Raw genomic sequence first — 12,279 nt, 5'->3', positions numbered from 1 at the left:
TGCGAACCGCGCCGCAGGCGAATGGCGGCCGGAGATTTCGAACAGGATCAACTTGCGACGCGCAACCGACGAGATCGAACAAAGCTTCTCAATCCTTCGGGATCCATCGCGCGCCCGAATGCGTAGCCTTGCAATATGTCGCAGCCTAGCCCCTTGAGCAGACGTGCGTGCTTCATCGTTTCCACGCCTTCAGCAATGATTTCGATACCCAGGGATTTGCCGATCTCGATGATCGAGGAGACGACTTGCCTTTGCTGCGGCGAGTTCACGATAGGATCCACCAACTGGCGATCTATCTTCAAGCGGCGCGGTTGCAATTTGAGCAAACTGACAATGGACGCATAGCCGGTGCCAAAATCGTCAATTTCGATGTCGATGCCGAGTTGCTTGATCTGCTCGACGTTCCACGTGACCAGATCGTCGTTGTCGTCGAGGAAGATCGACTCGACCAGTTCAAAGGAAAAGGTTCCCTTTCTGATGTTGAGATCCCGCAGACTTTTCAGGAGTTGCTCATCCTGCAGGCGCCGCGCCGAAACGTTGACTGACACGCGCGGAATGCCAATCTTCTCGGCGGACCACGCTTCGAAATCCATTAGCGATTGCTGGAGGACTTTCCGGTCTATCACCGAGACGACGTTCAGTTCTTCGGCAGTCTTCAGGAAAACGTCAGGTGCCAGAATTCCCCTCTCTGGATGTTTCCACCGCGCCAGCGCTTCAACGCCCACGATTTCCAGCGTCTTCGCGTCAAATTGAGGCTGGTAGAATGCGACGAATTCGTTTCGCTCGAGACCGGCCAGAATCTCGTCGGCTATTCTCTTCGTGTTGACGATTTCGCTTTGCAGCTCGCCACTGAAGAATTCATGCCGGTTGCGGCCTCGCCGTTTTGCCCGGTAGAGCGCGATATCGGCGTTGACCAGCAGCTGCTTGGCATCGGCGTCTTTACCGTTGTCGATCGCAATTCCGACGCTGACGCCGAAACGGCATTGGTTGCCGTGGTAGTAAACGGGCTTGCGCATCTCGTCGATAATGCGGTTGGCGAGCTCGGCCGCCCGGCCGACATCGTCATGCACCGTGCAGAGCACGATGAATTCGTCTCCTCCCACCCGAGCGACGAAACCGCGGTCGCCGACATTGGACTGGAGAACGGATGATGCGTGCACCAGCATTGCGTCGCCCGCCGCGTGGCCGAGCGTATCGTTGATGTGCTTGAAGCGGTCCAGATCGACGTGGAGCAGCGCCGCGTAGCCCCCGCTGAGCCTGGCCTTTGCCGCATAGTCTTCCAACACCTGGTCCAGGTAACGCCGATTGGGCAAATCCGTCAGCGAATCGTGCAGGGCGACGTGTTCTATGCGCGCCCTGGCAGATTCAAGTTCCGTATTTTTCGACTCGGTCAGCTGTTTTGCACGAACCAGATCGGTATTCAGCAAAACGTCTGCCGTCACGTCCCACTCCGCGCCGACCATTCGCGGCGAGTTGTTTACGGTCTGGTAGAAGATAGCCCTGGAGCGGACATGACGGATTTCGCCGTCCGGACGGACAATCCGGTATTCCGATGAATATGTGCCCCGCTCGGCCGCGGCCTTGTCGAAGTCTGCAAGTGCCTGAGGCAGATCGGCAGGATGAATCGCCTCGGCCCAGTCCCGATATCCGCGTTCCCCGCCATCGGCCTCTCTGCCGTATATTTCGTTGACACGATCGTCCCACGCGAGGTGATTGGTCTCGAGGTCATGCTCCCACACTCCGATGGCTGACGCCTCCAGAGCAAGTTCCAGCCGTCGCGATAGCCGGTTCAGTTCCCAGTAGTTACGCTGTCTTTCATTGATCAGGCGGCCCGCTGCCAGGAAGGGAATCAAAATCAGCGCCGCTGCTGCCGCCATGATCGCCCGGAGCCGCCAGGCGTTGGCGGGCGTGGCGGGCCAACCGCCCTTGGGAATGGCAGCGATCTGCCAGGAGCCTGATGGAAAAAGAACGTCGGCCATCACCGGATCGCTTTTGACGACCCGTTCGCTACCGAAGAACTGCATTCCTTTGGCGCCAAGGGCGTCATTGCCGATAAGGGCGATGTCGATCCCGAGATTCTTGTCGAGAAGACCGCTCGCCTGGTAGAGGCGCTGCACGTCGACGACAGCGGAAACGATGCCCCAGAACCGTTCGGTGTTGCCCGCGCTTTTGACGAATACCGGAAATCGGCCGATGAACGCCTGTCCTCCTTGCGCCAGATCGACCGGGCCGGCGAGAATGAGCTTGCGCTCGTCGCGCGCGCGCAGCGCCGCCGCACGCTGCTGGTCGTTCTTGCGGTAATCGAGGCCGATGGCTTTCTCGTTGCCGGCCATCGGGTACATCAGGGAAATGACCAGGTCGGGCGCGCCGGCAATGTTGCGAAGCTGGGACTCTTCGTTGAACAGTCTGCTGGCAAGCTCAGCGAAACGTTGCTGTCCCATGTAGGGTTCGGTCGTGACTGCCGCGACCAGTCCGCGCGCCAGCTGAAGGTTGCCGTTGATCTTCCCTTCGAGCTTGGCGCGAACGACATTGACCTTGGCCAGGACGTCCGCGCGGTCGACCTGATCCGAAACGATCTTGTTTTGATGGTCGGCGAGCACCGCGCAAACGGCAATAACCACAACGGCGATCGCCACCGGGATCCTCGCCGGTGAAAAGACGCCACCCTTCACGCGGGCGAAAATATCGGCGAAAAAAGCCAATAAAGCCTGGTTCCCTGTGCTTTCAGGCTCTCGGAGCGAGCCTCGCCAAGGGAATATTAGTTCGCAATAACTTAATTTTAGCCTTCACGGTCTTTAAAAATTTTCCGCCTTCGGACACTGGTGCGCGCAGAACGCACCAGAACTTGCCGCATATGAAACTAAAGCGCGTCGCGCTGAAACGGATTCAGGCGCCCCGCTTTAAGTCGTTGTTTTTATGCATGTGGTTGTCCCAGAACCGCGTACACTTCTGGGCGACATGCATTAGTGGCTATCGACCTTCTTCTGGACGACCCGATACGTCCCGACACCGCGCTTGGTTGCCCCGATTGAATAGGCCATCGGAATCTTGGGAGCGTTGTCGGGAAGGCCATACATATCCTTGCCGGCCCTTACCGCGAATGAAAAGTGCTGCCAGGAAACTGTGTCGTGCTCGTTGAGGAAATCGAGCGACAGCCCCGCAGCGATCAAGGCGTTCACCACGTCGCTGATCGGATGGATCCATTCGTAGTAGCGAGGATGCTTCAAGGCGCGCTCATCGCCGGTATAGGTCAGCTTCTCGTTCCAGACGAGCGGTCGCGCTATAGGCGTTCGCCAATCGTCCTTCAACTCGAGCGCAGCAGCCTTGCGGTTGCACTGGAACATCAAGGGATGGCCTTCGGCCATATAGATCCGTCCGCCGGGCCGCAAAAGATCGGCGACCACTCGGGCCCAACGGAAGACATCGTCGAGCCAGTTCACCGATCCCCAGGTGACGTAGACGATGTCAAAGGTCAGGTCGAGCGCTTCGACAGCCTCGTACAGCGGCGCCTCCACGAAGCGAACATCGCTGCCCGCCTTGGAGGCGAAATCTCGCGCCGCAGCGATTGCCTTTGGTGAAAAATCCAGGCCCGTCACGCTGCCTGCGCCGAGATTCCTCAGGCTGATCGTGTCGAGCCCGATGTGACATTGCAGATGGACGATGTCCTTGCCGAAAATGTCACCAACCTCGCGCGTTTCCAGCTCATAGAGGTTGGATCCACCAGACAGCACGTTCTCGATGCGGTAGCTGCCCGTTCTGTCGGTCGCGTGCAACTCGGCGCGATCGTCCCAATTCAGGAGATTTGCGTCCAGAAACGGTTCCAAATTGCCCCCGATCTCAGCCGCCGTAGGGTTAACAGCTGGTTAACAGACATTGCAGCGAGAGCGGATGAGCGTCAATCCCGGATGTCGTATCCGCGTGGCGCAAGGCGGCACGATGACAGTGCTCCGCACTTGACCGGAGTTGCGCGCTGACCGTCGGAATGCCGCATAGGCTAGCCCTTGATCGCCGAGCCGACGATCGAATCGACGAAGAAGCGCTGCAGGAAGGCGAACAGGATCAGCGGCGGCAGCACGGCGAGCGTGGCGCCGGCCATCACCAGGCCGGTGTTGACGGCGCCGCGGTTGTAGCTGAGCAGCCGGCTCAGGCTGATCGCCGGCGCGGTTTGAGGGCGAGCCAGCCACGTCCTTGACGAGTTGAGGCAGGCGCCTACGATCACTTACAGGCTGTCATGGAAGAATCGGTGCCGGGAAGAATGAACTCGAGCCTGAGGCGCTTCGACGTCGTTGCCTTGCGCAAGCTCGCAGGCGAAAAGGTATTTGCGCGCGGCGAAGCTTATCATCTCAACGGCCATGTGGAGATACTCTCCATCGACAACTGGCGCGTGCTTGCGCAAGTTGCCGGCAGCGAGGAATACCGCACGGAAGTTACCGGACGAGACTTCGAAATCGCGGGAAGCTGTTCTTGCCCGGCCTTCGGGGACACGGGATTCTGCAAGCACATGGTCGCGGTCGCCTTGGCGGGGAATGTTGAAGCCGCCGGGACGGGCGCAGAAGCGATAGGTGTTCTCGATCGCATCCGACAATATCTGCGGTCGAAAGGCCCCGATACGCTGGTCGAAATGATTGTCGAGCAGATCGACCGCGATCCGGTGCTGTTTCCCGCGAAGCGGTCGCGACCTATGCGGTACGCGTTGATCAACTCGTCGGAAACGGCACAACGCCCGCATATCAGCGGGCCGTGTCACTCTTGGCCCGAATGGCCGGGCTGCGCTCGCCGGAGGAACAGGCGGCCCATATCGCCGACCTCAAGCTCCACTTCAGGAGCAAACGCAACTTGATGAAGCTCTTGGGATGAATCCATGCGGCGGTCCGAGATCGAAAGCCAGAATCGTTATCTTCTGAAAAGACAGCACGAGTTCCGCATGGCGGCCGATGTCGTCGCGAAGGCCTGGATGGCATTCCCTGAGATACAGGCGATTGCTGTCATTGGCTCGGTGGCGAAGCCGCTCTGGAAGGAGATCCCCAGGTTCAGCGAGTTCCGTCGCGCAGGCATCGAGGTCTGGCACGAGTGTGGCGATCTCGACTTGGCTGTCTGGGTCGATTCGCAACAGCGGCTTGGCGAGTTGCGCCGCGCCGGGGCCGCGGCGCTGCGGCAGGCGTTCGAGGCGGGCGTAGGCATCAGTATCGTCGGCAATCAGCTCGACGTCTTCCTGTTCGAGCCTGTAAGTGACCGCTACCTCGGCCGGCTCTGTTCCTTCAGCCAGTGTCCGAAAGGAAAGCACGACTGCCTGGTTCCCGGTTGCGGTGCGGTGCCCTTCAACAAACGCATCGCGGATTTCCGGCCTTACGCCGACCTGCTCGCGCCAATCGACTATTCGACGCTCTACCAGCGGGGCGTTGGCCTGCTGCGCTCGGCGCTTGAATTGCCCAATGTCGATGATGGCGGTGCATCTGCGAAATGATAGGGACGGAGGCTTAAGGCGGGCTACCGTCTGGAGATCCGGGGTTCTTCCGCCTCGATCGCGCCCTTTGCGTGCCGGCGCTCGGAACTATAGCAGCCTTAGCCTTTGGTCGATGAGTTGGAACAGCCGCTCGTCGTTTACCTCGGTTATCACGTGGCAAACCGGCAGGCCATCGGCGGCGCCGTTCTCAACCAGCTTTGCCCGCGTGCGGCCATAGGCGCCGGATTGATCGCAATCGACGTCGATCACCGCATCCACGCCTTTGAACAGGGTGGGGTCGATCAGGAAGGCGGTCACGCAAGGGTCGTGCAGGCTGGCGTCGCCGCTGCCATAGTGGCGCATCATGGCTATTGCCGTTCTCATGATCGGGGTGGCGTCGCGCTCGAGCTGGTCGAACCGCGCCTTTGTCAGTGTTGCATGGCGCGTCACATCGAGGCCGAACATTGTCATCGGGATACCAGACGGCAGCACGACCTGCGCGGCGTGCGGGTCGATCCATATGTTGAACTCGGCGTCGGTCGCTGTGTTGCCGGGGCTGAAGACGGCGCCGCCCATGAAGACGATGGACTTGATCTTGGCGGCGATGGCCGGCTCCTTGATCAGCGCCAGCGCGATGTTGGTCATCGGGCCGATCGGGCAGAGCGTGATCTCACCCGGTTCGCGCAACACTGTGTCGATGATGAAATCGACCGCGTGCTGGTCCTTCGCTTTGTGGGTGGCATCAGGCACGCCGAGGTCGCCGAGTCCGTCGATGCCGTGCACCGAGGCTTCTCTCGGGTGGCGGGGCAGGATGATCGGACGGCTGCAGCCGGCATAGACCGGAATGTCCTGGCGATTGGCCATGGCGGTGATGCGAAGCGCGTTGCGGGTCGTCGATGGCAGCGAGACGTTGCCGACCACCGTGGTGATGCCGACGATCTCGATCTCGTCGGGCGAGGCAAAGGCCAGAAGAAGCGCGATGGCGTCGTCGACGCCGGGGTCGCAATCGATGATAATTCTGCTCTTGGCCATGCTCGAAAGTCCATTTTCCGTGTAGCGTTGAAAAGGGCCACCCGTTGAAGGCGGCCCTCGAGGTCTGCTTGCCGCCGCGCTTATTTCAGCAGTTCGTTGGTGTAGTATTTCGAGCTGGGCAGAACTTCCTTTATCTGGTCGGTGTCCTTCAGCGCCTGGGCGATCGGCAGCCAGTTCTTGTCTTCCTGCATCATGTAGCCGGTCTCGCCCTTCATTAGGGCGGCCGTCAGCTTCCAGCCGGAGACGTTGTATGCCAGGCTGCCGCCTTCCGGATAAGCCTTGGTGAACATCTCGGCGGCTTCTTCGGGATGCTCGGCGGCCCACTCGGTCGCCTTGATCGTCGCGCGCATCCACTTCTTGGCGATATCGCCATGGTCGGCGAGATAGGTGGTGGAAGCGGTGTAGGTCCAGACCGGGACGTCAGGCGCGCCGGCAGCCTTGCCAACGAGATTGGTCGGGTCCTTCTTCAAAGTCTCCTGAACCTGCGGCACCAGGTAGTTCTCGGTGTTGGTGGCGATGTCGATCTTGCCGGCGAGCAACAGATTGGTGTCGGAATCCTGCGCGATGATCAGCTTGACATCGTCCTCGGTCAGCTTGGCAGCCTTGAGCACGAAGGGCATCATGGCCTTGGTCCAGGAGTCGGTGTAGATGGCGATCGACTTGCCTTTGAGATTGTCGAGCGAAAGCGGCTCGTCCGGGCGGCCGAACAGGCCCCAATTGTTGCTCTTGGTGTAAAGGCCGATCGAGGTGATCGGGATGCCTTGCGAAGCGCCGAAGACGACGTCGGTCGTGGCCTCGAAACCAATCTCGGCCTGGCCGACAGCGAGCAGGCGCGCCGTGGTCTGCGAGTCCGGCGGGAAGATGACATCGACCTTGATGCCTTCGGCTTCATAAAAGCCCTTTTGCTGGCCGACCAGCGTCGGGATCAGCTCGAAGTCGGCGCTCGGCCAGTCGTAGACAAAGCGGACGGTGGTGAGGTCGGCGGCGGTGGCCGGAGCCGCGCCGAAGGCTGTGCCAAGGGCAAGCAGGCCCACGGTTGCCGAGATCATTCCGGTGTAGGTCATATGCACTAACTCCTCCTGTTGTCGTTGGTTGGCATGTCGAAATGTTTGTTCTTCATGGGGTTGGACGCGCGGGTTTCCACTGCGCCCAGGCGGGTGCCGTGGAGCGGGAACGCCATGGCGTCATCAGCACTTCCAGCCCGAAGACGAGCAGGAAGGAGCCGACGCCGATGACGGTGAGAAGCAGCATGGCGGCGTAGACGCCGGCGGTGTTCATCTGCGCATTGGCGGTGAGCAGGTAGGTGCCCAGGCCCTGCTTGGATGAGGCAGTCCATTCGCCGATGACGGCGCCCGTCACGGCGTAGGTGGCGCCGATCTTGAGGCCCGAGAACAGCGGGCCGATGCAGGCCGGCAGCTTGACGATGGCGAAGGTGCGGAGACTCCCGCCCCCCATCAGGCGGGCGAGGTTCAGCATGTCTCGGTCGACCGACGCCAGGCCGTCGAGGACGTTGACGACGACGGGGAAGAACACGATCCAGGCGACGATGATCAGCTTGGGCGTCAGGCCGAAGCCGAAGATGATCACAAGGGGCGCCGCGATGGCGACGATGGGTACGGCCTGCGAGATGATCAACGCCGGCATGACCAGCCGCTGCACGACGCGGATCTGCCCCATTGACAAAGCGAGCAGGAAGCCGATGACGGCGCCGAGCACGTAGCCGATCGCTGTTTCATAGAGCGTCTGGCCGGTGAGCACCGAAAGCCGTGGCCAGTTGTCGTACAGCGTCGAGACGGCGAGCGCCGGCGGCGGGATGACATAGGCCGGAAGGCCAGTGATCCAGACCAGCAATTGCCAGGAGGCCAGGATCAGCACCATGGCCACGACCCAGATCATGAACGGGCCAGCCGCCGCTCCAAACCGTGTGTTCATCGCTTGCTTCCCCGATGTCAGTGATAGAGATGCTGCATGATCTGCCGCTTCAGGCCGACGAAGGTGTCGGTCGTCAGCACTTCCAGCGGCCTCGGCCTGGGCAGGCCCACGGTGAGGATCTCGGCTATGCGGCCAGGGCGCGGCGTCATCACCACGATGCGGTCGGCAAGATAGATCGCCTCATCCACGTCGTGGGTGACGAACAGGATTGTGCGGTTGAGGTCTCGCCAGAGCTGCAGCAGCCATTGCTGCATGCCAAGTCGCGTCTGCGCGTCGAGCGCGCCGAACGGCTCGTCCAAAAGCATCACCTGGCGTCCCGCAGCGATAGTGCGCATCATGGCGACGCGCTGGCGCATGCCGCCGGAGAGCGCGTGTGGATAGTGGTTGAGGAAATCGCCGAGGCCGTAGCGGGCGGCAAGCTCTGCCGCCTCAGCCTTGTCCCGCGCGGTGGCGCCGCGTGTCAGCGAGGCCCCGAGCGTGATGTTGCCGAGCACGGTTCGCCAAGGCAGCATCAGGTCCTTCTGCAGCATGTAGCCGACCTGGCCGGGTCGATCGCTGACGTCCTGGCCGTCAAGCACGATCTTCCCGGATGTTGCCTTGAGCAGCCCCGAGACGACGTTAAACAGCGTGCTCTTGCCGCAGCCGGAGGCGCCGAGGATGCAGACGAACTCGCCGTCGGCGATGTGGAGGCTGACATCCTTCAGCGCGACGACCGAGCCGAAACTGACGTTGAGATTTTCGACCGACAATTTGGTCGCGGATGAGGTCGACGAGCCGGGCGCTTCCTGCATTCAGAAATCCCTCTGACGCAGAGAAATGCGGGTTTGAAAAAACATAAATCCTCCCATTCCAAGCCTGGCCTCCTGCATCCCGACTGATGATCGACCACTAGCCCGGTCGGCATAAAGGGCAGAAAATTCACTTAGGTAAACGTTTACCTATCGACTTATACGGCTGTTGTCAAATCCCCGCCCTGGGCTATCAATTGGCGACCGGTTTCTCGGGAGCGGGATTCATGCTAGTCGCGTGCCGATGTTCGATGGCGGCTGGAGACCGGCCATCGTTCGTCGAACTGGCGAGGGAATGTGGCAACCACGATCAAGGATATCGCGCGGCAGGCGGGAGTCTCGGCCGCAACGGTTTCAAAGGTCCTCAACCGGAAAGACCAGTTCATAAGCGAGGAGACCCGGGAAAAGATCTGGTCCCTTGTCAAAGAGCTCAACTACACGCCCAACTCGATCGCCCGCTCGCTGATCACTCGCAGCTCGCGCGTCATCGGCATCATCGTCCCGGACATCCTCAACGCCTATTTCACCGAGTTGGTCCGCGCCTGCGACGTCGCCGCGCGCGAGCGCGGTTATTCGACCATCCTGTGCAATTCCGACAGCGATCCGGAAAAGGAGGCCTCGCACTTGACGTTCCTTGCCAGTCACGGCGTCGACGGCATCGTTATGGCTGCAAGCGATCTGATCCCGGACTCTGAATTGCTGGGTCGGCTGAGGATTCCCCTGATCTCGATGGACCGCGAGATACCGGACCTCGATTGCCTCGCCGCGCGCATCGACACGGATTACGAGCAGGGCGCCTTTCTGTCGGCCAGCCATTTGATCCGGGTCGGACACACGCGCATCGCCTTTGTCAGCGGCAATCCCTTGGCCTCGAACACCAAGATCAGGCGGGCCGGGTTCGAGCGGGCGCACCGCGAGGCCGGGCTGTCGGTCGATCCGGATCTTATCGAATGTGGTGCATTCAATCATCGCTTCGGACTGATCGCCACGCGCACGCTGCTCGACCGTACAAGCTTCTCGGCCATGTGCTGCATGAGCGACATGCTGGCGATGGGGGCCACCGTCGCGCTGCGCGAAAGAGGATTGAGCGTGCCGGAGGATTGCGCGGTGATGGGCTTCGACAACATCTATATCGCGCCGCTTCTCGTGCGGCCGCTTTCAACCGTCGAACGACGCATTTCGGAGGCAGGCCATCTGGCGATCGGCGCGCTGATCGATTTCCTGGAGGATCCGTCCCAGCCGCGTCGGATGGTGCTGATGGAGCCGACCGTGATCGAGCGTCAAACGACGTGATGGCATCCGGCGGTTTGTTCGGCTTCAGCCCTTGATCGCCGAGCCGACGATCGAATCGACGAAGAAGCGCTGCAGGAAGGCGAACAGGATCAGCGGCGGCAGCACGGCGAGCGTGGCGCCGGCCATCACCAGGCCGGTGTTGACGGCGCCGCGATTGTAGCTGAGCAGCCGGCTCAGGCTGATGACGATCGGGTAGGCGTCGGCATTGCCCTGCAGCACGGTGAGCGGCCAGAGATAGCTGTTCCAGTGATATACGAAAGCGAAGAGCGCAAGTGCAGCGATCGCCGGTGCCACGCTCGGCGCCACGATCTTGAACAGGATCAGCAGTTCGGAAGCGCCGTCCATGCGCGCCGCGTCGATCAAATCGTCCGGCACGCCGGCGATGAACTGGCGCATCAGGAAGATGCCGAAGGCGTTGGCGAGGTTGGGCACGATGATGCCGGCGAGGCTGGCGCTCAAGCCCAGCGAGCCGACCATGCGGTAGAGCGGGATCAGCGTCACGATCGGCGGCAGGAACATGGTGGCGATCAGCAGCGAAAACAGAAGCGAGCGGCCGGGGAAGGAATATTTGGCGAAGGCGTAGCCGGCCATCATGCTGGTGATCAGGATGCCGGCCGTGGTGACCGAGGCGATGACAAACGAATTCCACATCGAGCGTCCGACATTGATGACGCCGGCGACCTTCTCATAGGCCTCAAGAGTTGGCGTGTGCGGGATCCAGACCGGCGGGACCTGCATGGTTTCGGCCGGTGTCTTCAGGCTGGAGAGCACCATCCAGGCAAGCGGGAAGGCGGAGGCCACGGCGACCAGAAGCATTGCGGTTGCCAGCAGCGCCTTGCGGCCCGAAGGGCGCTTGCGGGAAAGCGATCGGATTGCCGCGCTCATTCGCCGTCCTTCCGGTTGACGAAGGCAAACAGCGCCGAGACGCAGACGATCAGCGACAGCATCAGCATCACCGCCATGGCCGAGCCAAGTCCGCCCTGCGCGCGTTCGATGCCGACGCGGCGGATATGGTAGGTGAGCACACTGGTCGAGCCGACCGGCCCGCCCTGCGTGATCAGCGCCACCGGCTCGAACACCTGCACCGCGTTGATGATGGCGATGACGGCGCTGAACAGAAGCGTGCGGCGAAGCAGCGGCAGCGTGATGAAGCGGAACTGCTCTTGGCCGTTGGCGCCGTCGAGCCTCGCCGCCTCATAGAGGCTGCCGGGGATCTGCGTCAGCCCGGCAATCGCCAGCACGGTGAAATAGCCGACCTGCTGCCAGACATTGAGGAGCACGATCGAGACCAGCGCCGAGCGGGGCGACGAGAGCCAGGGCTGCGGGCCGATGCCGACCAGGCCGAGCAGCTGGTTGAGCGGGCCCTCGCTCGGCGAGTAGAGCTTCGACCAGACCAGCGCGACCGCGATCATCGGCACCATGTAGGTGGAAAACAGCACCGTGCGCAGCGCCGTGCCGCCCGCGACATTGCGCTGATGGACCATCAGGCCGAAGACGACCGACAGCGGCAGGATGAGGACGACGGACAGCGCGGTATAGATCGCGGTGTTGAGCAGGGCCGCCTTGAAATCACGGCCGACCGAGGTCGGCCCGAAGATCTCCCGGAAATTGCTAAGGCCGACGAAGCTCGCGTCCAAAAACGGCGTCTGCGTCGACCAGTCCTGGAAGGACAGCCAGACGGTGAGCAGCATCGGCAGCAACACGAACACGCCGACCAATGTCACGGCGGGCGCAAGCATGATGCCCGCCGAGGCACGAAAAGCTTTGGCCATTCACCTGCTTCCGGTCAGC

The 12,279-nt window shown here is 61.4% G+C and carries 12 protein-coding genes; 3 read left to right on the top strand and 9 right to left on the bottom strand.

All coding sequences use genetic code 11. From position 1 onward, the window contains the following. Window positions 1-47: 47 nt before the first annotated feature. From RFM98_RS27400 to RFM98_RS27390, 3 genes are all read right to left on the bottom strand, one after another. Window positions 48-2,672 carry a bifunctional diguanylate cyclase/phosphodiesterase gene (locus RFM98_RS27400; protein WP_430682355.1) on the bottom strand — a complete coding sequence of 875 codons (2,625 nt, stop codon included), beginning with the start codon at window positions 2,670-2,672 and terminating at the stop codon, window positions 48-50. A 291-nt stretch (window positions 2,673-2,963) separates the two neighbouring features. Next, window positions 2,964-3,773 carry a class I SAM-dependent methyltransferase gene (locus tag RFM98_RS27395; protein WP_320311699.1) on the bottom strand — a complete coding sequence of 270 codons (810 nt, stop codon included), beginning with the start codon at window positions 3,771-3,773 and terminating at the stop codon, window positions 2,964-2,966. Window positions 3,774-3,994: 221 nt separating this feature from the next. Then, window positions 3,995-4,219: a hypothetical protein gene (locus tag RFM98_RS27390; RefSeq protein ID WP_320311698.1), complete on the bottom strand. Its 225-nt coding sequence runs from the start codon at window positions 4,217-4,219 to the stop codon at window positions 3,995-3,997. A gap of 12 nt (window positions 4,220-4,231) precedes the next feature. On the opposite strand from RFM98_RS27390, the gene RFM98_RS27385 reads away from it, so the two are divergent. Together RFM98_RS27385 and RFM98_RS27380 are read left to right on the top strand one after the other, a co-directional pair. Then, window positions 4,232-4,840 carry an SWIM zinc finger family protein gene (locus RFM98_RS27385; protein ID WP_320311697.1) on the top strand — a complete coding sequence of 203 codons (609 nt, stop codon included), beginning with the start codon at window positions 4,232-4,234 and terminating at the stop codon, window positions 4,838-4,840. A gap of 21 nt (window positions 4,841-4,861) precedes the next feature. Next, on the top strand, window positions 4,862-5,464 hold the full coding sequence (locus tag RFM98_RS27380; protein WP_320311696.1) for a hypothetical protein: 603 nt from the start codon (window positions 4,862-4,864) through the stop codon (window positions 5,462-5,464). 87 nt (window positions 5,465-5,551) lie between these two features. Here RFM98_RS27380 and RFM98_RS27375 read toward each other — a convergent pair whose 3' ends face one another. From RFM98_RS27375 to RFM98_RS27360, 4 genes are all read right to left on the bottom strand, one after another. After that, window positions 5,552-6,475, bottom strand: a complete 924-nt coding sequence (locus tag RFM98_RS27375; RefSeq protein ID WP_320311695.1) for a nucleoside hydrolase — start codon at window positions 6,473-6,475, stop codon at window positions 5,552-5,554. 80 nt (window positions 6,476-6,555) lie between these two features. Beyond that, complete coding sequence (locus RFM98_RS27370) at window positions 6,556-7,539, bottom strand: ABC transporter substrate-binding protein (protein WP_320311694.1); 984 nt, start codon at window positions 7,537-7,539, stop codon at window positions 6,556-6,558. Window positions 7,540-7,591: 52 nt separating this feature from the next. Then, window positions 7,592-8,407 (bottom strand): ABC transporter permease, encoded by an 816-nt coding sequence (locus RFM98_RS27365; protein ID WP_320311693.1) that lies wholly within the window; start codon window positions 8,405-8,407, stop codon window positions 7,592-7,594. 17 nt (window positions 8,408-8,424) lie between these two features. Next, window positions 8,425-9,198, bottom strand: coding sequence for an ABC transporter ATP-binding protein (locus RFM98_RS27360; protein ID WP_320311692.1), 774 nt, complete (start codon window positions 9,196-9,198; stop codon window positions 8,425-8,427). A 294-nt stretch (window positions 9,199-9,492) separates the two neighbouring features. Here RFM98_RS27360 and RFM98_RS27355 point away from each other — a divergent pair, with 294 nt between their 5' ends. Continuing rightward, window positions 9,493-10,488, top strand: coding sequence for a LacI family DNA-binding transcriptional regulator (locus RFM98_RS27355; RefSeq protein WP_320311691.1), 996 nt, complete (start codon window positions 9,493-9,495; stop codon window positions 10,486-10,488). 24 nt (window positions 10,489-10,512) lie between these two features. Here RFM98_RS27355 and RFM98_RS27350 read toward each other — a convergent pair whose 3' ends face one another. Both RFM98_RS27350 and RFM98_RS27345 read right to left on the bottom strand, forming a co-directional pair. Continuing rightward, a complete protein-coding gene (locus RFM98_RS27350) occupies window positions 10,513-11,373 on the bottom strand; it encodes a carbohydrate ABC transporter permease (RefSeq protein ID WP_320311690.1) in 861 nt (286 codons plus the stop codon). Next, window positions 11,370-12,260: a carbohydrate ABC transporter permease gene (locus RFM98_RS27345; RefSeq protein ID WP_320311689.1), complete on the bottom strand. Its 891-nt coding sequence runs from the start codon at window positions 12,258-12,260 to the stop codon at window positions 11,370-11,372. Before RFM98_RS27345 ends, RFM98_RS27350 begins: the two co-directional genes overlap by 4 nt. Window positions 12,261-12,279 lie beyond the last annotated feature (19 nt).

It is taken from the genome of Mesorhizobium australafricanum (genome assembly GCF_033977265.1).
Classification (GTDB): Bacteria; Pseudomonadota; Alphaproteobacteria; order Rhizobiales; family Rhizobiaceae; genus Mesorhizobium; species Mesorhizobium australafricanum.
The sequence above is the reverse complement of the archived record's forward strand: the minus strand, read 5'-3'. Positions and strand labels throughout refer to the sequence as shown.